The following is a 20,544-nucleotide window of genomic DNA, read 5'->3' on the forward strand; positions in this document are numbered from 1 at the left end:
CGGTATGGAACGCGAAGCTTCATCAAATGCCGTTTCATCCCTGTTAACTGAACCAAGACAAAGCAAAATGTTATCACCCGCTTTATGACCCTGGCCCAAAATCAGTTCAGTGCTACATCAGAGATCCGGATCTTTTTGCAGACTCCGGATAAATTCCTCTGGTGTCTGGTTATTTTATGATGAACAGGGGCGTTGTTGGTTATATTCATGTTGCCAGCAGTCGATCCTCTCTTGAGCATCTTCGGGGACAGGAACCAGTGCACATTCAGACATTCATCGCGAAGGCTACCATTAAATGGCTCGACCAGTTCGTTGTCTGTGGCGGTTCATACCTCAAAAACAAGAAAGCTTTATGAGGTGCCTAAAAGGTTCGGATTTAATGAGTTCTCTTCGGACTTCGCGGGACAAACTGAGGGCACAAAAAAGCCCGCAGGGCTTACGCCGTGCGGGCTCTCAGGACTTCATCGGATGACTCTGGTAATCACCGATGGAGAATTTTGGGGCTGGCGGAGTCTGAATTGGTACCATAACTTATTGTTTAATCGCTAGTAATGTTCAGTTCAATTTTCACTTTGGTCCCATTGTTGGTCCTAAAAGAAAATGTCAGGTTTTTTTCGGGGGAGGGGAGGTTACAGCAGAAGTTTCTTCGTCTGTGAGATTAGCATTTTGCTTTCCTTTAGTCTGCTCTGTATTTAAGCGTTTATTTCACGTTAGCTTTTAGCAATCCGGTAGAGCGCCTTGCTCGCAGAATATCCACTACGGAAATATACGGGGTTTGTTCTTGCCACGAAAACGCCTTCCGGTCGATACGGACAAGCTCGTATTTTTCTACCAGAAAGTTCACCGCATCGCTGAGCGATACTCCAGCATCAATATGTTCCTGAATAACTGTTTTATCACTGAACGGCGTGTCGTTTAGCGTCAGGCCATAGTGTTGTTCCAGCAGGCGTGTCAGTAACATTTGCCAGACAGCCACGGGCGACAGACAGGGCTTCGTCGCCCGCGAAATTGTAGCAGGTAGAGTTTTCATGTTTGCTCTCGTGAAATTCGTTAGCGTTGAGTGGGATAGACGGCGATGTATACATAGCCGCAACTGCCAAGAGTGTCGGCTTCGCAGGTGAAACCGTTGTGGTACAGGGTGACACAGTGGGCATGGCGGGGATTCATTTCAACAGTGGTCAGCATCGATTCCATCTGGCTGATAAAGTGCGGGAATGTTTCATCCAGCTTCCGGCATTCAGCGTCACTGAATTTACCGGTGATACTGGCCCGGTCAGCCAGATAGTACAGCCGGTTGCCCTCCTGTACCAGACGGGCTCCCAGACGCGGCGTGGTATCCCGCTGCAGGCCCCATGTAATGTTGCTCATTTATAACCACCTTTATTGTCAGTTCAGAGTGATACTCATCAGACAGGCATAGGGCCCGTTGCGGTCCTGGCGGCGTTCGGCGTATACCGCCAGCACGCCGGGAATGTCAGGAACTACCTTACCGGTGTAATGACAGACACTGCCATGCCACTGGTATCTGCCGGTGCAGTATCGAAAAATGCGGAAGGCCGGGTGCTGACGGTAAATCGTCATCGCCCGGCGTTTACTGATAATTTTCATGTCATACCTCAAAGCAGACCGTGTTCAGCGAACGATAATATCTGCGTACCACCTACGATAAGGTGGTCAGGCACACGGATATCAACGAGCTGAAGCGCCTGCACCAGACGCTGCGTTATGGTCTTATCTGCCTGGCTGGGCGTGGTATCGCCAGAGGGGTGGTTATGCGCCAGTATCACTGCTGCTGCATTGAAATACAGGGCGCGTTTGACCACCTCACGGGGATGTACCTCGGTGCTGCTAATGGAACCGGCAAACAGGGTTTCATGGGCAATCAATTGGTTCTGCTGATTCAGGTACAGCACCATAAACTCTTCGCGCTCCAGCCCCGCCATTTTCAGTTTCAGCCAGTCACGGGCAGCCTGAGTGGAGGTAAATGCCACGCCTGTTTCGCGCAGGTGTCGGTCAAGCAGGGTTAAGGCGCGTTTTACCGTACGTTGTGCGGTCAGTGGAAGTGCCGGAGCCTGTGGGATAAGTGACTGTTCTATCATGAATATCCTTAATCAATAATGCGAAAAATGGCGTGGGATTCAGGGTGCTGCAGGGCGTAATCCCGCAGGCGGTAATAGTGCTCCGTCATGGCATCGCATTCGGTGCGACAGGCGTGATGGCTGTATTCAATCAGGCAGATAGCAATACCTGCGGCTTCTGCGCTCATTTGCGCACCATTACCGTTCATGCTGTTGAAAAGATGCCATTTGTCGTCACTGTCAGCATCAGGAGCCATAAACGCGCCGCCATTGCTGAGCGTGTAAAAGGACCAGATACCACCGCTGTACTCATCACAGAAGCGTTCCATCCAGGCGAAAATACGGGATTCCAGCGTTATCCACTGTGTGATAGCACCAAAGTGCAGCGGCCAGAAATCGAGACGCTGCTCGTCAGGTACTGGTGATGCAGTAAGGTCAAATTGAGGTTCATTAGCGGACATCAATTTGCATTGCGTTTGTGTCGTCATGGATATTCTCCGTCAATAAAAACGCCAGCGACGATGGCTGGCGTATGGGAAATAAAGGACATGCAGGGATGATGAATGGGTGTGGTCAGGAGGAGGATGCTCTGAGGATGCTCTGAGGATGCCTGACTTGCGGATATAACGGTTAAGCCCTTCACCGGCATCAGGTTCAAAGCACCAGGCCCGCCAGACCATTCGACCTTCAGAGTCACGAACCACCAAGCGGAAGTGACTACCCTGGTCGTCTTCAATGCTGATGTTGCGATACCGGCGGGTAACCGCTTCGGCCTGCTGTCGGGTAAAAGGTCCCGGTGGCAGCATGTGAGATTCAGGCATTCGGTGTACCTTAAAAACAAAAGCCCCTGACGCAGATGCGTCAGGGGCTGTGGGAGTTTGCATGTGTGGGGGGATTGTCAGTAACCGGTTTGCACCTTATACAACCGCAGGGTTTTGCTGCCCCGTACAATTTTCACATACAGGGCATTATCTTTCGTGCCACGCACAAAACCGGCATGCACATCGCCCTTACAGTCACCACCATCGTAAGGAATGTTGACACCGGTCTGGCGCACGAGGTCGATAATCCCGAAGCTTAAGTCTTCACAGGCCGGGCCCGGCAGGTCGTGAATCAGGGCAAATTTATGGTCATCGCTGATACCGGTCAGTGAGCACATGGAGGTATTGATGTCGTTTCCCTGGCACCAGTACTCCTGGCCGGGATTGTCTTTATCCATAAGGCTTGCCGGAAGCTGAGCGGCACCGGCACTGAAGGCGGCAAGTGACAGAATGAGGGCGGGTAGAGCAGAGGTCAGTATTTTCAGCATGGTCTTCGTCCTGAATTAATCCAGCCCGCAGTTGGGCAAAATAAGAGTGGTTGATATCGGGTGTTATCAGAAGCGCCGGTAGCGAAACAGCTCTTTGCCCTGGTAAAGTGCCACCAGGTCGTCATATTCCGGCTTCTTCTGGTTGGGCTTAAAGGTCACTACCGTACCCGGACGGCACAGGTCTTTTACGGTGAGACCGAATTTCTTGTCCGGAGTAATGGTGAATCCCTTCGACACATCGTTGCGCATGATAGTTATCCAGCCCCACAGGCCACCTTCGCAGTCTTTAAAAGGTGCTGAACGCACCGTGACCATCCCGCCCTGACGGTCAACAGACATGGCTTCGCATTTTCCGGTAATCTGACGATGCGCATCACACCAGAAAATATTCCCGTTGTTGTCATTGACGACTGCAGGTAGCGTCCGGTTATAGGGCTGGGCCTGAGCCCCTGCACAAAGCAGAAGGCTGCCGGTAATGCCCAGTATTTTAATCAGTGTTTTCATTACGTTGGTCCTTAACAGAGAAAGTATCAGGTAGCGGTGATTCAGGCCCATACGGTCAGGGCCAGCATCACAAGCCATACCCAGAAGTAAGCCGGTTTCTGACCGAGGTTTTTCGCCCGACGCCACAAATAGAACGGCACCAGCCAGGCCAGTTTGCCGAACATGGTGGTATCCACTCCGGCCTTACGCAGGCGTCGCTCATCGAGATACCCCAGAGCGATATTGAGCAGCAGCGTGATAAACCAGTACTGCCCGCCCGAGACAGCCTCATATGCCTCGTCAAAAGACATTCCGTTCAGCCCTGCAGTCCACAGCTCAAGCGCATAACCAATGAAGGGAGCAAATGCCAGTGTCCATACCACTCCACCCGGAATGCAGTTCCCCGGCAGCGCTGGTGGTGTAGTGCTGTGGAGCAGCGCTGAAGCCAGCGGGGTGGCGGAGACCGGTTGCCACTCCGTCATACCCTGTCGCCACACCAGCGTGGCAGCGGTGAGTTCACCGCGCGCAATCAGGCCAGTGATGTCGTCTTCGGTCACATTGTCGTGACGTATGCCATTTTTCTCGTAATACCAGGTCATTGTTTTTCCTTCTTAACAGAGGTAATTAAATCAGCGTGTTGCCCCGCTCCTCCTCAGAGGGCCCAGGAGACAGGATTTCGCGAATACAGCTGAAGTGCGGTAGAGCCCGGATAAAGCCCGCCTGTGTGGTTAACTGGCTGAGACGTTTTCGCGGGGTAAAAGTGGTGTTCAGGACTGTCACCGCATGGATGGTCGCCAGAGGGTGCACGGTGATATGCCCGTTAAGTTCACCGGTGAGGTACCAGCAGCCGTCGAGTGATATCAGGCGGTACGGAGCCAGCCCGTCACAGCGCTCTCCCTCGGCCAGCAGTAGTACCCGCTGGCAGGTGGTAATGGCACTGACGAGACGGTAGAACACCAGCGAGATGGCCGGTGACACAGACTGTGGCGGCTGCCATACCAGACACGGCATCCCTCCCGCAGTGAGCAGCATGCCCGCCAGACGCCGGTCCAACCCCGGAAAAATATCGGCCAGTCCTGCCCGGTGAGCAAAGGTCAGCGCATCCAGCTCGCCCTGTACGCCTCCACCGGCACTGCGCAGGCGGCATTGCCCCCGTTGATACTCAAGGTCGAGATACATCAGCCGTTCGCGAAAATCCCGTCGCAGGGTACGGACTGACACACCAAACTCTGCAGCCAGCCGCGTCATGTTCAGCGTTTCACCTGCAACCAGGCGGCTGATTATCAGTGACAGCCTGACAGCCAGCCGGTCATGACGGCGCTCTGCCTGTGTCATCTTAAATCTCCGTAATAGTTAACTGACTGAATATGAAATGATTCTAAAGAGGGGGGCGGACAGGGTATGGACACGGAATGAACTATTTTTTATCTGCCTCCGGAAGCTGGCCCGACACGGCACACCGCGAAATGCGGTGAAAAAACACTCAATTCAATGGAGGTAAAACGGACAGGGAGTGTCCCTTCCCAACATGTTGATAACAAGCTCAGGACTGAAACCCACTCAGCATCGCTTCCTCCATCACCCAGAGAGCCCGGTTGAGCTTCACATCACCGTCAATACCGCGCACCGCACGGGTATGCGTTCGTCCGCCTTTCGCACTCCGTCCACTGAGCCCCCCCTTAATCAGGTTCTCCTGAATACGCTGGTATGTGGTCCACAGATCATTGCTCTCATCCTGCCAGCGGCGTGGGGAGAGTATCTGAGGTGCTGTCACCGGCTGGTGGTCCTCACCGAAACGGTACGTCAGTGCAGCCTGTGCCAGAGCCTGTTGTGCAGGCGGCGGCAGCATCAGCGACTGCATGGCATCCCGCTTCTCTTCCACACGGTCAAAAATACCCAGCACTTCATACGCTCCCTCAATCACCTGACTCACGACATCTCCTTTGTGCGGCACCCGCACCTCGCCAAACGACTCACCGCAGACAAGCCCGTTCTGGCATACCGCACGGAATAGTCCCGGTAGCATCTGATACGAACTGGAGCCATCGTGAGAATTGAGCAGAATAATTTCCGGAACCTGCTTACCGGTAGTCTGCCCCTCCCGACGCAGGCGCAGCATATGCTTCGTATGTTCACGACGACCCGGATCACGCACGCGGGTCTGACAGGCAAAGAACGGCTGAAAGCCCTCCCGCTGCAGACTGTCCAGCAGAGAGATGGTGGGTATATATGTGTAACGTTCACTGCGGGATTCGTGTTTGTCCTCGCTGAAAACGCTGGGCACCACAAGAAACAGTTCTTCGCGGGTTAACGGACGGTCACGACGGATAAGATTTACTGCGCCAAAGCGCGAAGCCAGACGGGTCATAAGCAGACTCCTCATGATGGAAAATAAATACAAAAAGCCCCGCCGCAAAATCGCGGCAGGGCTCAGGAAACTACGGGTTAGAAGGGTTAATTTTCAGAAGAAGAAATTCCAGACTGCACGAGCGACTGATACCACGATGTCGCGTACAGACTGGATGACTGTCCGAACCGGGGCCGGTATCAGGGGCATGGAACTTACAGTGTCCAGTACCGAGCCGACCGTTTCACCAAAATCGTCACGAGCTTTTTTATTAACGACATCGGTACGAAGTTGAGCACTAAGCTGTACCGCTACCGGACTACTGGCCTCCCGCGGCAGGCAACGAATCATCCGTTCAGCCATCACCCGCAGCCCCCACTGCAAACGTACCGACACCGCACAGACAGGGTTTACAGGTTGGAACAACTCATGCAGTAGACAGATTTTGCGGCTGATATTTTGTTTCTGCTCTGTAGACAGCTTTTCACCACCGCAGGTGGGTTCAATCTTGTCGGACTGACTGATAACAAACAACACCTTATGCCGGTATACCTCACCAATCACCTCCCGGTAAAAATGTTCATCCACCGCCAGCGCTCGATCATCGCCCTTAATCAACCACAGCACCAGGTCCAACCGGGGAAGATGTTCGCGATATAGGGCGGCATATTCAGTATCGCGTAAGCTACTTTCCCCTACACCTGGTAGATCAACAAGGGTCATAATGCGCTCGCCCACTTGTAGGCTAAATTGCAATGGGTCGCGTGTGCAGGCGACCACATCGCTAACGGGTGAAACCTCACTGGCAAACAGGGCATTGCACAACGACGATTTTCCCGTCCCGGTTTTACCCATAATGCCGATTACCGGCTCGTACTGCGTGAGACTGCGAAGACGCTCAAGGATAAGGTAGCGAAGCGTGTGTGGTAGTGACGCCAGCGGTTTTTCAAAAGCCTGTAGGCCGTCAGATTTTTGCATACGAATATCTCTGTGTGAAAAAAAGACCCCGCGATCCGGTAAAAGATGTGGGGGATTCACGTAGATGATATCTATCTGAATTTATTTGAAATATAAGCAGACGCATGTAACTGCAGCAGTGCCACTTTTAAAATAACGCTCATGGTGATTGGCAGCTTTTTGCTAATAGTAGACATTTACTCCTAGGTTTAGATATCGAAATTAGTACTCCAATATAGATAGAACATGGAGTGAACCGAATTGCCTGTGCGAGACAAGAACCGTTGGCCCCTTTGGTTCGACGGATTGCAGGAAAGTCATTTCCTGTGCTGAAGAGGGTTTCTGAGGCAACCTGAGAATTTTTAAGAACATCAGAATGAATGACGTAAGTTACTTATATGCGATCGCTTAATATATCATGACATTAGTAGCATTTAAGTGCATGAAAGTTTGTACATTTGTTTGAGTTTATCTCGAAGCTAGAAATCTCAACATAAATACATAAGAGGGTTTTGTGAAACGGAAACCTGAGGCTGAATCTGCTACAGAGCTGGGTTCTATTCTGTTAAACTTGCGGTCAAAAATTTCCAAGAAAACCTAGGATTTGACATGAGTTTACTGCACACCAGTAGCAGTAGGCCGGTCACATGCCAATGGAGAGCTGTACGCAAATGAACGCCGTAGAAATTGAACAAGCCATCACGGATCTTGCAGAGCAACCCTTTGATCCCATAGAGTTTCCTTATGCTTTCCTTGAAGCCTTTGGCAACAAGGAAACGACTATCAAACGCTTGCGCGCCGGAGCATCCAATAAGTCCGATTTGGGCGGCGTTCTTCAGACCAATAACATTCACATTTTGGTTAGTGAAGAAGGGCTGGTAACACAAATGCTGGCTTCACTCAAGGCCAGCCCGGCAACAGGCAAGGCCAAGGCCAAATTCATCCTCGCCACAGACGGAAAAGACTTCGAAGCTGAAGATCTCATCAGCGGCCAGACTGTCGCTTGTGCCTTTAAAGACTTTCCCGATCACTTCGGCTTCTTTTTGCCACTGGCAGGAATCAGCACTGTTCGCCAGATCAGCGAGAATGCCTTCGACATTCGGGCCACTAGTCGCCTGAACCGTTTGTACGTCGAACTACTAAAAGATAATCCTGAATGGGGTACTACTGAGCGTCGTCATGACATGAACAAATTCATGGCGCGATTAATATTCTGCTTCTTCGCTGAAGACACCGATATATTTATCGGCAAGGGACGCTTCACCGAGACCATTGCTCAGATGAGTGAGCGTGATGCTTCAAATATGCACGACGTTATCGCCACGCTGTTTCGCGCTATGAACACCCCAGGCGATGAGCGTGTCAGCGTCGGTATTCCACGCTGGGCTGCAGAGTTTCCTTATGTTAACGGGGCTTTATTCTCGGGTAGTGAGGAAGTGCCGCGCTTTAGTCGCATTGCGCGCTCCTATCTACTGCATGTTGGCAATCTGGACTGGACCAAGATCAATCCAGATATTTTCGGGTCGATGATTCAGGCCATTGCCGAAGATGAAGAACGTGGTGAGTTAGGTATGCATTACACTAGCGTCCCCAATATTCTCAAGGTGCTTAACCCACTGTTTCTCGACGAACTGCGGGCGAAACTCGAGGAAGCTGGCGACAACCCGCGGATGCTGCTCAATCTGAGAAAGCGTATTGCCCGCATCCGCGTATTTGACCCCGCGTGCGGTTCTGGCAACTTCTTAGTCATTGCATATAAAGAAATGCGTGTGATCGAGGCCGAAATCAATCAGCGACGCGGCGAGCCAGATCGTGCGTCTGAAATACCTCTTACCAACTTCCGCGGGATTGAAATACGTGATTTCCCCGCGGAGATTGCCCGCCTTGCGCTGGTTATCGCTGAGTACCAGTGTGATGTACTGTATCGGGGGCTAAAGCTTGCACTGGCTGAGTTTCTACCTTTACGCAACGAAAATTGGATTACCTGTGGTAATGCGCTGCGGCTCGACTGGATGAGTGTTTGCCCTGCGACTGGAACTGACGTGAAGTGGCAGACAGATGATCTCTTCACGACACCTCTCGATCAAGCTGAGATCGATTTCGAGAACGAAGGTGGCGAAACGTACATTTGTGGAAACCCACCATTTACGGGTACGCGCAAACAAACAGCTGAGCAAAAAACTGATTTGAAAGAAGTTTTCTCAAATCTTACAAGTCAATGGAAAAATGTCGATTACGTTGGAGCTTGGTTTCTAAAGGCGGCGCAGTACAACGCGCAATGCAATGCACCTTTCGCTTTTGTTGCCACAAACAGCATTTGTCAAGGGCAACAAGTTCCAATTACTTGGGCCTTACTCCATTCGATGGGACTGGGTATTCGCTTTGCTGTAACTCCTTTCAAGTGGAATAACTTGGCTAGCCATAATGCTGGGGTTACGGTGGTTATTGTTGGCGTTGATGCTTATAAAAGCGGCGTTCGAACTCTTTATTATAATGATACTAAAGCAGTAGTTGAGCATATAAACCCATATCTAACTGCTCATAGAGTTGAGATCGTTGAAGCTTTAAAGAGCCCAGCCTTCCTGCCGCTTTCCTTGGAGTATGGCGTGTACTACTCGAAATCTGCAGGATTGCTCCTTTCACCGGATGAGGAGCGGAGCATAAAAGCCTCGGGTGTACCTAGTCAATACATACGCCAGTTTATTGGTTCACATCAATTCATTAACGGAGAGGTTCGCTATTGTCTTTGGATATCTAATGAGCAAATGGATGATGCTTTGTCCTATGAAGAGATTTCTTTACGTGTTGCGGCGGTTAAGCGAGACCGCCTTGAGACCGTTGACAAAGCAGTAAATAAACTTGCTTCGAGACCCCATCAATTTCGAGAATTCAAGGGTGATGATGCTAAGAAAATATTTGTCCCGATAGTTAGTTCGGAGAGTCGGTATTACTTTCCGGCAGGACTGGCTGGAAGTAATGTCATCCCCACAAACAAAGCTTTCTATGCTTCAACGGAAGAATTGTGGCCATTGGCTATTCTCCTCTCTAGGCTTCATCTGACTTGGATCGGAACGATATGTGGGCGGCTCGAAATGCGCTATTCGTACTCTAATACCCTTGGGTGGAATACTTTCCCTATCCCAACATTGACCGACAAGAATAAGCGCGACCTCACTCGCTGTGTTGAGGATATTTTGCTGGCGCGGGAGCATCATTTCCCAGCGACAATCGCGGATTTGTACGACCCCGAAAATATGCCGGCAGAACTACGCGCCGCGCATGAGCGCAACGACGAAGTGCTTGAACGCATCTACATCGGTCGCCGCTTCAAAAATGACACCGAGCGGCTGGAAAAGCTGTTTGACCTTTATACCAAGATGACTGCTTCAGTTACACCAATCAAGAGCAAGAAGCGTAAAGCAGGAGCCGACACATGAGCGTCAAGATCAAGTCAGTACCGTCCGTTTCCGTTACTTATGCACGCAACGGAGAATCGACTAAGTCTAATGCCCTTGGAATGCGCCCTATGCAAGAGCGCGCCTATGAGAAACGTGGAGAACAATATCTTCTCATTAAGTCGCCGCCCGCCTCCGGTAAGAGTCGTGCTCTGATGTTCATTGCACTCGACAAACTCGAAAATCAGGGGATCAAACAGGCCATCATCGTCGTTCCAGAGAAATCCATCGGTGCTAGCTTCAACGATGAACGACTATCGCAGTTTGGATTTTGGGCTGATTGGCATGTCGAACCTAAGTGGAACCTGTGCAATGCGCCCGGTAACGACAACGGTGGCAAGGTAAGATCTTTCGGCTCTTTTCTTGAAAGTAGCGACAAGGTGCTTGTTTGCACACACGCAACCTTTCGCTTCGCGGTCGATGCCTACGGCATAGAAGCGTTTGACGATCGCCTGATCGCGGTAGATGAATTCCACCATGTGTCAGCTAACCCGGATAACAAGCTTGGTCAGCATTTGGGGCAGTTCATCGCGCGTGACAAGACACACATCGTTGCCATGACCGGCTCCTACTTCCGGGGTGATGCGGAGGCCGTTTTGGCCCCTCAGGATGAGTCCATGTTCGATACCGTCACTTATACCTACTACGAACAACTCAACGGTTACGAATACCTCAAGCAACTCGACATCGGCTACTTCTTCTATGGTGGCTCCTACGTCGATGACATCCTTAATGTCCTCGATCCTGACAAGAAGACCATTATCCATATACCCAACGTCAATTCGCGAGAGAGCACGAAGGATAAAATCAAAGAGGTGGAGCACATTCTCGGCGAGCTTGGCGATTGGCAAGGAGCGGATCCTGTGACTGGTTTTCAGCTAGTCAAATGCCTCGATGGACGCGTGCTACGGATTGCTGACCTGGTGGACCCAACCAGCCAAGGCAAGATTCAGGAAAGCCTCCGTGCTGCAGAAATGAAGACAGACCGTGATTATGTGGACATCATTATTGCACTTGGTATGGCGAAGGAAGGTTTCGACTGGATCTGGTGCGAACATGCGTTGACCGTTGGTTACCGAGCCAGCCTAACTGAGATCGTGCAGATCATCGGTCGCGCCACTCGCGACGCGCCGGGTAAACCCCGCGCAAGGTTTACCAACCTGATCGCCGAGCCGGATGCTGTAGAGGGGGCTGTCACCGAGGCAGTCAACGATACCTTGAAGGCCATCGCGGCAAGTCTGCTGATGGAGCAGGTACTGGCTCCGCGCTTCGAGTTCAAACCCAAAAACCCAGAAAGCAGCCCTACTCCAGGTTTTGACTATGGTGATGGAGGGTATGACCCGGATAACTGCAATTTTGGTGCTAATGAGCAGACAGGGACGTATCAAATCGAGATTAAAGGACTTGCCGAGCCCAAGAGCAAAGAGGCGGCACGCATCTGCCAGGAAGATTTAAACGAAGTGATCGCGGCCTTTGTGCAGGATAAGCCCGCCATCGAACGAGGTCTGTTCGATGAAGAACTGATCCCTGAAGAATTAACACAGGTTCGTATGGGGAAGATTATCAAAGAAAAGTATCCTGAACTTGATGCGGAAGATCGGGAGGCTATACGTCAGCATGCTATCGCTGCTCTTAACCTCACGCAGCAGGCTAAGCATCTTGCCATAGACGAGAACGATGGGACGCTCAATACTGCTCTTATTGACGGAGTGCGTCGCTTTGCGATGGACGTGCGCGATTTAGATATAGATCTTATCGACCGTATCAATCCCTTTGGTGAAGCCTACGCTATCCTTGCTAAGACGATGAGTGAAGACAGTTTGAAGCAGGTCGCGGCGGCCATCTCGGCCAAGCGTACCTCGATCACACCTGAAGATGCCAAGGTGATCGCCAAGCGTGCCGCTGAATTCAAACGTGAACGTGGGCGCCTCCCATCGTTAACTTCACCGGATGCCTGGGAGAAACACCTTGCCGAGGGCGCAGCTGCGTTTATGCGTTTCAGGGCGGAGGGACGTTATGAGTAATTCTGATTTAGACGATTTGGCAGCAGAACTTGCCGAGTTTGCACCACCAGAGAAGAAAAAAGGACGTCCAGCCAGCGAGGAACGCATCATAGCCGGTTTTGAAGAAATCCAGCGCTTTACTGAGCAGCATGGGCGTGTTCCGCAACACGGCGAAGATCGTGATATCTTCGAGCGTCTCTATGCAGTGCGGCTCGACCGTCTACGCAATCTCCCAGCATGTCGTGCCTTGCTTGAGCCGCTGGATCATCAGGGCTTATTGGCTGGAGGGGGCGAAGTAGCGGAGTCTGCGGACGAAATCATTGATATCGATAATTTGGCTGTCGAACTGGCTGATGTTACCAGCGAGGACGATATCACAGTCTTGCGTCATGTTCGTGCTAGCGCCGAAAAGCGTGTTGTACAAGGGGTTGCGGATCGCAAGCCGTGCGAGGATTTTGATGCGCTCAAACCGCTATTTGAGCAGGTGCGCAGTGATCTAAGTTCAGGGTTAAGAGTGACCCGACCTTTTGGGCAGTATGCGACGATCGAAGTAGGCCATTGGTTCATCCTGGATGGTCAAACGGCTTATGTGGCTGGGGAAGGTGAAGAGTTCGATTCTCCACAGGGGAAGAAGGATGCTCGACTGCGTGTCATTTACTCGAATGGTACGGAAAGTAACCTACTTCGGCTGTCATTGGTTCGTGCTTTGTATAAAGACGAAACAGCACGCCGAATTACCGATCCAGACATGGGGCCTTTATTCAGCGATGCTCTAGAAGAGGGCGATCTAGAAAGCGGCACCATTTATGTGTTGCGTTCACTATCTGATAACCCCTATGTGGCTGAACATCGTGATGTCATTCACAAGATTGGTGTGACTGGTGGCAAGGTAGAGACTCGTATTGCCAATGCTGAACACGATTCCACCTATCTCTTAGCGAAGGTCGAGGTGGTAGCTTCATACAAGCTTGCAGGTATCAACCGCACCCGGATGGAAAACCTGTTTCACAGGTTGTTTGCACCCGCACGGCTTAAAATTACCATTAACGACCGTTTCGGCCATCCAGTGCAGCCCGAGGAATGGTTTCTCGTTCCGTTATTCGTTATCGATGAGGCTGTTGCACGTATTAAGGATGGTAGCATCATTGGGTATGTCTATGACCCCATGTCTGCGAAACTGGTGAAGGCATAGGGCAGAATTCACGCATTATGATGAAAATAACCAATGCAGTTCGCAGGGATATTACTTCCAGAGAGAATAACGGCGATAGCGGGCATTGTTTACTTAAGCTACAAAGCACTACTGAGATGATTAGTCAGGATCACTAGATAAATCAGATTGAAGTCCTGGGGGAGATTCCGTTGGAAGTAGAAATGTGGGATGGCGGTTTACAAGAGCAAGAAGTGGCAGCTATTGAGAAAATAAAGGCTGCGTTTTCGGATAATTTATCTATGTCTGACAAGCCTGTTCGTGGAGGTTCTATTGGCGAGCAGCTACAAAGATATGGTTATACCGGCAACGGAATGTTCCCCTGGAAAGGTTATGCAGGTTTTCGTTTTGTTGAGGCAAAAAAAGAAGGTGAATTTGATTTAGTCATTGTTACGCATTGTAATGTGATCATAGCTGAGTTGAAGGACTGGAACCATCAGCCCGTAACTGCGCGCGGAGAGACTTGGTATAAGGGTGATAAGAACATGGGACGCTCGCCGGTAAGCGTGACCCGTGGCAAAAAGTTCACGTTGGACAACAAACTCAAGCGTCTGGCAGATCGTTTTACGAACAAAGGCTATGTTCCATTTGTACATTTCTTTGTTGTGATGACTGGCAATGCGGACTTCAGTGAGTTACCGGAAGAACAACTTCACCATACAATCTCGTTAACAGATTTTCTTAAATTTGCTGATCGCAATACATTCAACAACTATTTCAGACCCCATCCAAGCTCCCAAGTTCTAAACAAAGATTTTCCCCTTTTTGATACCCTTTTCTTAGGGCCTCAGACAGCGGCAAAAGCCCTGCGGGTTAATGGCTTCGAAGCTAAGGATATGATTTTCGAACATCCTAAAAAGGTGTATCGGGAATACCTAGCAAAATCAGAAATATCGGTAAATAGCGAAGCATTACTCAGGGTATGGAATTTCCGGAACATCCAAGGGACGAAAGCGTACACGCCGGAAGGAAGAGCCGAGATCGTTTCACGTGAGCGTGAAGTGTTACAGCACATCAATCACCAGAACCGTGACCTGTATAACCACTGTCTGAGATCTCTGACGAGTTTTCAGAAAGACGAAGTGACTGCCGAGTACAGTGAAGTCTATGAGCTTCCGCCGGGTCATGTTCGGTTTAACGAATTCATCGGAAAGTATGGAAAGGCGTTTTCAGATCTGGACCGGTTGAATGTGGTTAAATTGCTCATTGCGAAGTTTAGTGATCTCCATGAGATGAAAATTGCGCACAGGGATATCGCCGATCATAGCTTGTGGATTTCACCTTCAAAAGAAGTTGCCCTTTCGAACTTTATTTCGGCATACCACCGGCCAGCCGGAACGGTAGGCGATTACCGTAAGCTTTTATCCGTAGGTGCAGTCGAGGTAAAAGACATGCTTGATGAGGGCGAGCTTACGCCTTTTCAGCAGGATGTTCATGCCCTGGGCCTTGTAGCCTGGCACTTGTTAAGCGGTAAGCGCATGTCTCCCAAGAGTCTGGAGACAGTACAGGACAGTATGCTAAACAGCCAGCACTGGTATTCATATGTATTACTGGATGCCGTTGCTGCAAAATTTGCTTCCGCGACAGAATTCTTTGATGTCCTGAAACAAGCCGAACCTGCGGGCAAGGCTATCCCAACATTTGATGATACTGAGCTTGACCCTTATCGGCATGCTATCAACCACTCTCGTCAGTACCGGGAAGACGATGACTTTCTGGTAGAAACATCCGACAAAGAAGTTTATATCTCGGGTGGAAGGGTCGTGAAGGCTTGGCTGAACGTTGGAGGGCAGGGAGACGATCCGTCAGTAAACTTCCAGGTTATGAAGTTTTTAAAACAGGTTGAGCAGCTTTCTTTAGTTAAACCAACGTATCTACCTGAAATTCGTGAATTCGGTATTGCATCCAAATCATCAAGTCTGTACCTGGTTACGGATCGGGTACTGGGAGAAACCTGGGATAACATGGCGGTCCCAGATGATGAAAAAATCGACCTCATTGATAAGTTTGTCGCCGCCGTTGAGCACTTGCACGGACTGGGTGTTTCTCACGGAGATATCCATCCTGGTAATGTGATGCTTGGGACACAGAGTCGTTCTCTTTTCCTCATCGATATCCCCGATTTTTCACCGTCCGGTGACGAAACTAAAAACCACAGCTACAGCCCTGAATACATCGATAATTGTACTTCCTTTGAACGCGACAACTATGCAGTGATGAAGATGTCCTGCGAGTTGTTAGGTTTGTCATGGGGGCAGGAATCAGACATTTATCCGACTATTGCTAATGCCATCAGGGCTGAACTGGAAGATCCTGTTTTTGGGTTTAAGGATTTGGGGCGATTTAAAAAAGCGATAAACAGTAATGGCCTAACGTCAGAACAAGCCCTGATAGAGATAACAGCAGGAAATGCCGATGAAATCATCTCTGTCCTGCCAGATAACGGGCATCTGTATGTCAAAGTTGAACCAAATCCTAAAGCCCCAGCTGAAGTAAAAGTAACTTTCAGCGGGATAGGTGGCGGTTTCACTGCAGTGTTCCACAAAGAGCAGAAAACGCTGATTCATGGCTTCAGGCCATGGGTTCGCGCCACAATTCGTAAGCAAGATATTGATGAAAGCCAGTTCGAAATTGGTACTGGCATCAGGATTATTCCCGGCAGTCCGCAGGATATGTCGGCCTTGACAGCATTGCTTAATGAAGAAGAATCTTTTGCGCGGGCAATCGAGTTGATTGCCGCACCTGAAGACGTTCAGGAACAGGACCCGCTTACGCTTCAGCTAAAAGATGCCTTTGCAAGACTTGATAAGCAGGCGCTTGAACCGGCTTTAAAAGAAGTGCTGGAAATTCCTACGGTGAAGCTGTGGCGCGCCATTCTGGATACTGAAACAGAATCCTATCCAAACATTGAAGTCAGCGGAGAGGTGGTCCCGGTTGCAGATGCTCCCGGAGAGCTTCTTCTCCCTTACTCTGCAGATGTTGATCCACTTGGCTCTTTCAGAAGTAGTGATGAAGTCGAAGCCTTACAGGTCGATCAGGAAGGTGTTGAGCGATTTATAGGTGAGGTGTCACTTAAGAAGTCAGAGCTCAAAGAGATCCGTCTGGTCAAAGTGCGTTCAACAGCCTACAGGCTGAAGGATTCTGATATTGTCTTCTTCCGTACAAAGCAGGATCGGGCGTCTTATCAGAAACGTAAACGCGCACTGGAACGTCTTCTAGATCGAGAAAGTGTGCTCCCTGACTTAATTGACCTGTTCGACCCATCCTGCAAACAGGTGGCTCAAAATTATGGTATCACTCTCAGCGATACCGATTTTGCCAGATACGACCGTGAAGACCAGCACGGAAACAAGATCAGTCTGAATGAGCAGCAAAGAAAGGCGTTTAACAAACTGGTTAATAATGGCCCTCTCTCCCTGCTTCAGGGGCCACCGGGGACCGGTAAAACCGAGTTCATCGCGGCCTTTGTCCACTACCTGATCGAGAAACAGAATACCAAACGCATTTTACTGGTCAGCCAGTCACACGAGGCTGTGAATACAGCGGCCGAGCGCATCAGAAAGCACTGTTCCCGGCTTGGTACAGAGCTGGACGTTGTCAGGTTCAGCAACCGGGAAGGAGCCGTTTCCCCTGGCCTGAAAGATGTGTATTCAAACGCAATTACAACTGAGAAGCGCGAACTGTTCAATGCTGAAATTAAGTACCGTGTTGAAGCGTTGAGTGAAGCCATTGGTCTGGAGCCGGGTTTTATTTCGGGTGTTGTACTTGCTGAGCTCAGGTTGTTCAGACAAATCGATCACCTTGAGAAATTGCTCTATCAGGTTAACGATTTAACGGATTCAAAAGAGATCGGTGAACTGAAAGAAATTGCAGTCGAACTCGATTTTTCTATCCGCTCCAGGCTGAGTCAGGAATATGGGATTAACCTAGACAAAGGCGCGAAGGTCTCTGCAGCAAAAGACATTCTGATTTCCAAGCTGTGTACTGAGTATGGCGTCAGACCTGATGAGGCAAGACGAGTAAAGGCATTAGCTAAAATATCCCGTGATATGCAGGATGCTATGTCGGGAGAGCGAGTGAACCTTGACGAGTTTTATTCGCGCTCCAGGCAGTTAGTGGCTGGTACATGCGTTGGTATTGGACAGGGGCACATTGGCATTCAAGAGAATATCTACGACTGGGTGATCATTGATGAGGCGGCGCGCTCGATTGCAAGTGAACTGGCCATTGCAATGCAGTCAGCCCGACGCGTCCTGTTGGTGGGTGACCACCTGCAGCTTCCCCCGTTGTACTCAGATGCCCACAAGGCGGCATTAGCGAGGAAGCTGGGTATCAATAACTCCCGCACTGAAATTGACGAGGTATTACGAAGTGACTTTGCCCGTGCCTTCAACTCTGCTTATGGTGCTCAAGCGAGTGCAGCTCTGCTGACCCAGTACCGAATGGCTCCACCGATTGGTGATCTCGTATCGAAGACGTTCTATGACAGGAAGCTTCTGAATGGAGAACGGGCAATTCCGGATGTCTATCAGCACGCTCCAGAAGCGTTATGTAGCGTCGTAACCTGGCTTGATACTGCTAATCTGGGCCACCGGGCACATCATCTTGAAGATCGCGGAACAAGCATTTACAACCGATGTGAAGCTGACGAAATTATTTCTGTACTTAAACAGGTGTCAGAGAATGAAGAATTTGTCGCTCAGCTTTCAAAGCTCGTTAACAAAGATGAAGCCGCTATCGGCGTGATATGTATGTATGCCGAACAAAAGCGGTTGCTCCGTCAGAAATTCAATCAGGAAATCTGGAGCGAGGGATTTAAGGACATTGTTAAAATTGACACTGTTGACAGTTATCAGGGTAAGGAAAACCGGATCATCATCCTGTCACTGACGCGTTCGGATAAGCAGCATAGCCCAGGTTTCTTACGAGCTCCAAACCGTATAAATGTTGCGATGTCACGCGCAATGGATCGCCTGTTGATTGTGGGTAATGCCGATATCTGGAAGGGAAACAATAAAGAACTGCCATTAGGCTCAGTTGTAAGTTATATGGCTGAACGAGGTCAGGAAGCTGGATACAGGTTCCTCTCCGCTCAGCAGGGAGGCAAAAAGAAATGATATCTGATAACAAAGTAACCTATCACGAGATTGACTTCCTGCTGCCCGCACAGAGGTTTAACATTCAGTTTTCCTATGTTTCCCAGAAGGGGCTGCCATTCATCCGGGAGTTTGTGCTAAGACTTGTTCATGTAGCCTCGATGAGCAAAGCACAAATAGCAACCTATTTCGGCCTGACCCACCGTGAGACAGAGGAGGCGATTTCCGATCTTGTGCAGCGTGGCGAATTGACGCTCTCCTCAGACGGCAGACTGACTTTAACCGACAAATCAAATGGCTATTTTTCTGAGGTTGGCGAGATACCGCACCTTTCAACTATCCAGGACAGTGGTGGTACCTTATCCTTTGATTTAGCCACATTTAGCTGCTTCAGCAACCAAACTTTCCAGGACCACTGGAGGGGAGGGTTAACATTAAAGGTTGATGACAACAACATTTCTCAAAGTGAGAAACTGGTTGAGAAGCACTTTCAGTACCAGTTTAATCAAATCTTGGATAAAGGTTATCTGTCTCACTTGCAGGTTCAGGGAGGTAAAGAACAACCTTCTATCTATACAGTTAATTCTGTTAATAAGCTGCGGCAAATACCGCTCCGTTTAACAACGGAATTTAAAATGGATAACGATGGTAAGGCTGTCGAGCGTGAAGACTATGAACAGTTAAACAGTTCGGAATGTGTTCATGAGTTAATGGCTGTTGAGATAGCTAGGTTATCACGGCATAACAATACCATGAGTATTTTTAAGGCCATGGTAGCCATAAACGATGACCTTACGCTTAAGCTGTTTGACTCTAAAACGAATCAACTTAATCCATTATTTATCAAGGATATGCAGGCGCTGGAAGAATACTCAGACTCTGGCAGGACGACTTTTTTAGGCCCGGTTTATTCTAAAAACAACTGGGAAAAGCTGCAGAAAGCTCTGGCACCGGTGCTCAATCAGCGTATCAGAGACAAAACCGATTATGGCGGTAGCCCGTTCGTCTGGGTAGCTCCATCAGATCCCTACTGGTCAAAGAGCGTCCGATTTATCTCAAGCCTGAGCGATTTTCTTAACAGGTCGGCTACGAAGGATAAGCGGCTGTATAAACCGGTGCTGTACGTACCCGTCCAGGATGCAGTTGATGCCCGGGTTGCCAGACAGTGGAAGCATGAACTTGGGCAATTCCACGCGTGCGCTAAAGGGCTAGTAGAAGGACTGTTAGATGGTAATGTTGAGATCCTTCATCTTGAAGATGAGTTATCTGCCGTTATCTATCATATTTCTCAACCAGAAACGCTGCCTGTGACGATGCCATTGGGCTTCATTACAACTAACAAAGATGCAGTTAAGATTATTGGTGCGCTGATTACTGAATATGTCAAAAGCACCTCTGGTTTTGATAAGCCTCATGACTGTGGATTTCTTTCTTCAATAGTTGAAAAACATTGAAAGGATGAGAATTTGCTTTTTTTTGCCTAAACCACCTCTATAGGAGGTGGTGATTAATGGCACCATTAAACTATTGCTTAAAGGGATCGTGTAGCATCTACGACTTACGAAATGGTTGTGGCTCATCGGCATATCGCGATTCAAGGTTTGAA

The 20,544-nt window shown here is 49.6% G+C and carries 16 protein-coding genes and 2 pseudogenes; 5 read left to right on the forward strand and 13 right to left on the reverse strand.

Annotated features, from left to right (window positions below; all coding sequences use genetic code 11):
* Positions 1–174 precede the first annotated feature (174 nt).
* The 13 genes and pseudogenes from DSD31_RS06000 to DSD31_RS06060 all read right to left on the reverse strand — a co-directional run.
* Positions 175–320 (reverse strand): annotated as a pseudogene (locus DSD31_RS06000) (integrase core domain-containing protein); the annotation flags it as partial.
* 380 nt (positions 321–700) lie between these two features.
* Positions 701–1,030, reverse strand: coding sequence for a TA system toxin CbtA family protein (locus DSD31_RS06005; RefSeq protein WP_063844052.1), 330 nt, complete (start codon positions 1,028–1,030; stop codon positions 701–703).
* Between the two features lie 20 nt (positions 1,031–1,050).
* Entirely contained in the window at positions 1,051–1,368 is a 318-nt protein-coding gene (locus tag DSD31_RS06010) for a type IV toxin-antitoxin system YeeU family antitoxin (protein ID WP_113990883.1), read from the reverse strand.
* An 18-nt stretch (positions 1,369–1,386) separates the two neighbouring features.
* Positions 1,387–1,608, reverse strand: coding sequence for a DUF987 domain-containing protein (locus DSD31_RS06015; RefSeq protein ID WP_113990884.1), 222 nt, complete (start codon positions 1,606–1,608; stop codon positions 1,387–1,389).
* A gap of 8 nt (positions 1,609–1,616) precedes the next feature.
* Complete coding sequence (locus DSD31_RS06020) at positions 1,617–2,099, reverse strand: JAB domain-containing protein (protein WP_058649301.1); 483 nt, start codon at positions 2,097–2,099, stop codon at positions 1,617–1,619.
* An 8-nt stretch (positions 2,100–2,107) separates the two neighbouring features.
* Complete coding sequence (locus DSD31_RS06025) at positions 2,108–2,566, reverse strand: antirestriction protein (protein ID WP_064411435.1); 459 nt, start codon at positions 2,564–2,566, stop codon at positions 2,108–2,110.
* A gap of 117 nt (positions 2,567–2,683) precedes the next feature.
* Positions 2,684–2,899, reverse strand: a pseudogene (locus DSD31_RS06030) (DUF905 domain-containing protein); the annotation flags it as partial.
* A 77-nt stretch (positions 2,900–2,976) separates the two neighbouring features.
* Entirely contained in the window at positions 2,977–3,387 is a 411-nt protein-coding gene (locus DSD31_RS06035; RefSeq protein WP_113990885.1) for a hypothetical protein, read from the reverse strand.
* 66 nt (positions 3,388–3,453) lie between these two features.
* Entirely contained in the window at positions 3,454–3,891 is a 438-nt protein-coding gene (locus DSD31_RS06040; protein ID WP_113990886.1) for a hypothetical protein, read from the reverse strand.
* A 41-nt stretch (positions 3,892–3,932) separates the two neighbouring features.
* Complete coding sequence (locus DSD31_RS06045; RefSeq protein ID WP_113990887.1) at positions 3,933–4,469, reverse strand: DUF4339 domain-containing protein; 537 nt, start codon at positions 4,467–4,469, stop codon at positions 3,933–3,935.
* Between the two features lie 25 nt (positions 4,470–4,494).
* Positions 4,495–5,205, reverse strand: a complete 711-nt coding sequence (locus DSD31_RS06050) for a DeoR family transcriptional regulator (RefSeq protein ID WP_113990888.1) — start codon at positions 5,203–5,205, stop codon at positions 4,495–4,497.
* Positions 5,206–5,413: 208 nt separating this feature from the next.
* Entirely contained in the window at positions 5,414–6,238 is an 825-nt protein-coding gene (locus tag DSD31_RS06055) for a DUF932 domain-containing protein (RefSeq protein ID WP_113990889.1), read from the reverse strand.
* Positions 6,239–6,331: 93 nt separating this feature from the next.
* Positions 6,332–7,195 carry a GTPase family protein gene (locus tag DSD31_RS06060; RefSeq protein WP_113990890.1) on the reverse strand — a complete coding sequence of 288 codons (864 nt, stop codon included), beginning with the start codon at positions 7,193–7,195 and terminating at the stop codon, positions 6,332–6,334.
* Between the two features lie 650 nt (positions 7,196–7,845).
* Between DSD31_RS06060 and DSD31_RS06065 the strand changes: the two genes are divergently transcribed.
* From DSD31_RS06065 to DSD31_RS06085, 5 genes are all read left to right on the forward strand, one after another.
* On the forward strand, positions 7,846–10,611 hold the full coding sequence (locus DSD31_RS06065) for a class I SAM-dependent DNA methyltransferase (protein WP_113990891.1): 2,766 nt from the start codon (positions 7,846–7,848) through the stop codon (positions 10,609–10,611).
* Complete coding sequence (locus DSD31_RS06070; protein WP_113990892.1) at positions 10,608–12,653, forward strand: DEAD/DEAH box helicase; 2,046 nt, start codon at positions 10,608–10,610, stop codon at positions 12,651–12,653. Before DSD31_RS06065 ends, DSD31_RS06070 begins: the two co-directional genes overlap by 4 nt.
* Positions 12,646–13,824 carry a GIY-YIG nuclease family protein gene (locus DSD31_RS06075; RefSeq protein ID WP_113990893.1) on the forward strand — a complete coding sequence of 393 codons (1,179 nt, stop codon included), beginning with the start codon at positions 12,646–12,648 and terminating at the stop codon, positions 13,822–13,824. Before DSD31_RS06070 ends, DSD31_RS06075 begins: the two co-directional genes overlap by 8 nt.
* Positions 13,825–14,006: 182 nt before the next feature.
* Positions 14,007–18,959, forward strand: a complete 4,953-nt coding sequence (locus DSD31_RS06080; protein ID WP_113990894.1) for an AAA domain-containing protein — start codon at positions 14,007–14,009, stop codon at positions 18,957–18,959.
* Positions 18,956–20,392, forward strand: coding sequence for a hypothetical protein (locus tag DSD31_RS06085; RefSeq protein ID WP_113990895.1), 1,437 nt, complete (start codon positions 18,956–18,958; stop codon positions 20,390–20,392). Before DSD31_RS06080 ends, DSD31_RS06085 begins: the two co-directional genes overlap by 4 nt.
* Positions 20,393–20,544: the final 152 nt, after the last annotated feature.

It is taken from the genome of Klebsiella sp. X13 (genome assembly GCF_003323835.1).
GTDB classification, from domain to species: domain Bacteria; phylum Pseudomonadota; class Gammaproteobacteria; order Enterobacterales; family Enterobacteriaceae; genus Klebsiella; species Klebsiella ornithinolytica.

Bases quoted from the DNA above. Each gene is read 5' to 3' on its own strand.
- DSD31_RS06005 (WP_063844052.1), bottom strand. From the start codon at position 1,030: ATGAAAACTCTACCTGCTACAATTTCGCGGGCGACGAAGCCCTGTCTG.
- DSD31_RS06010 (WP_113990883.1), bottom strand. From the start codon at position 1,368: ATGAGCAACATTACATGGGGCCTGCAGCGGGATACCACGCCGCGTCTG.
- DSD31_RS06015 (WP_113990884.1), bottom strand. From the start codon at position 1,608: ATGAAAATTATCAGTAAACGCCGGGCGATGACGATTTACCGTCAGCAC.
- DSD31_RS06020 (WP_058649301.1), bottom strand. From the start codon at position 2,099: ATGATAGAACAGTCACTTATCCCACAGGCTCCGGCACTTCCACTGACC.
- DSD31_RS06025 (WP_064411435.1), bottom strand. From the start codon at position 2,566: ATGACGACACAAACGCAATGCAAATTGATGTCCGCTAATGAACCTCAA.
- DSD31_RS06035 (WP_113990885.1), bottom strand. From the start codon at position 3,387: ATGCTGAAAATACTGACCTCTGCTCTACCCGCCCTCATTCTGTCACTT.
- DSD31_RS06040 (WP_113990886.1), bottom strand. From the start codon at position 3,891: ATGAAAACACTGATTAAAATACTGGGCATTACCGGCAGCCTTCTGCTT.
- DSD31_RS06045 (WP_113990887.1), bottom strand. From the start codon at position 4,469: ATGACCTGGTATTACGAGAAAAATGGCATACGTCACGACAATGTGACC.
- DSD31_RS06050 (WP_113990888.1), bottom strand. From the start codon at position 5,205: ATGACACAGGCAGAGCGCCGTCATGACCGGCTGGCTGTCAGGCTGTCA.
- DSD31_RS06055 (WP_113990889.1), bottom strand. From the start codon at position 6,238: ATGACCCGTCTGGCTTCGCGCTTTGGCGCAGTAAATCTTATCCGTCGT.
- DSD31_RS06060 (WP_113990890.1), bottom strand. From the start codon at position 7,195: ATGCAAAAATCTGACGGCCTACAGGCTTTTGAAAAACCGCTGGCGTCA.
- DSD31_RS06065 (WP_113990891.1), top strand. From the start codon at position 7,846: ATGAACGCCGTAGAAATTGAACAAGCCATCACGGATCTTGCAGAGCAA.
- DSD31_RS06070 (WP_113990892.1), top strand. From the start codon at position 10,608: ATGAGCGTCAAGATCAAGTCAGTACCGTCCGTTTCCGTTACTTATGCA.
- DSD31_RS06075 (WP_113990893.1), top strand. From the start codon at position 12,646: ATGAGTAATTCTGATTTAGACGATTTGGCAGCAGAACTTGCCGAGTTT.
- DSD31_RS06080 (WP_113990894.1), top strand. From the start codon at position 14,007: ATGTGGGATGGCGGTTTACAAGAGCAAGAAGTGGCAGCTATTGAGAAA.
- DSD31_RS06085 (WP_113990895.1), top strand. From the start codon at position 18,956: ATGATATCTGATAACAAAGTAACCTATCACGAGATTGACTTCCTGCTG.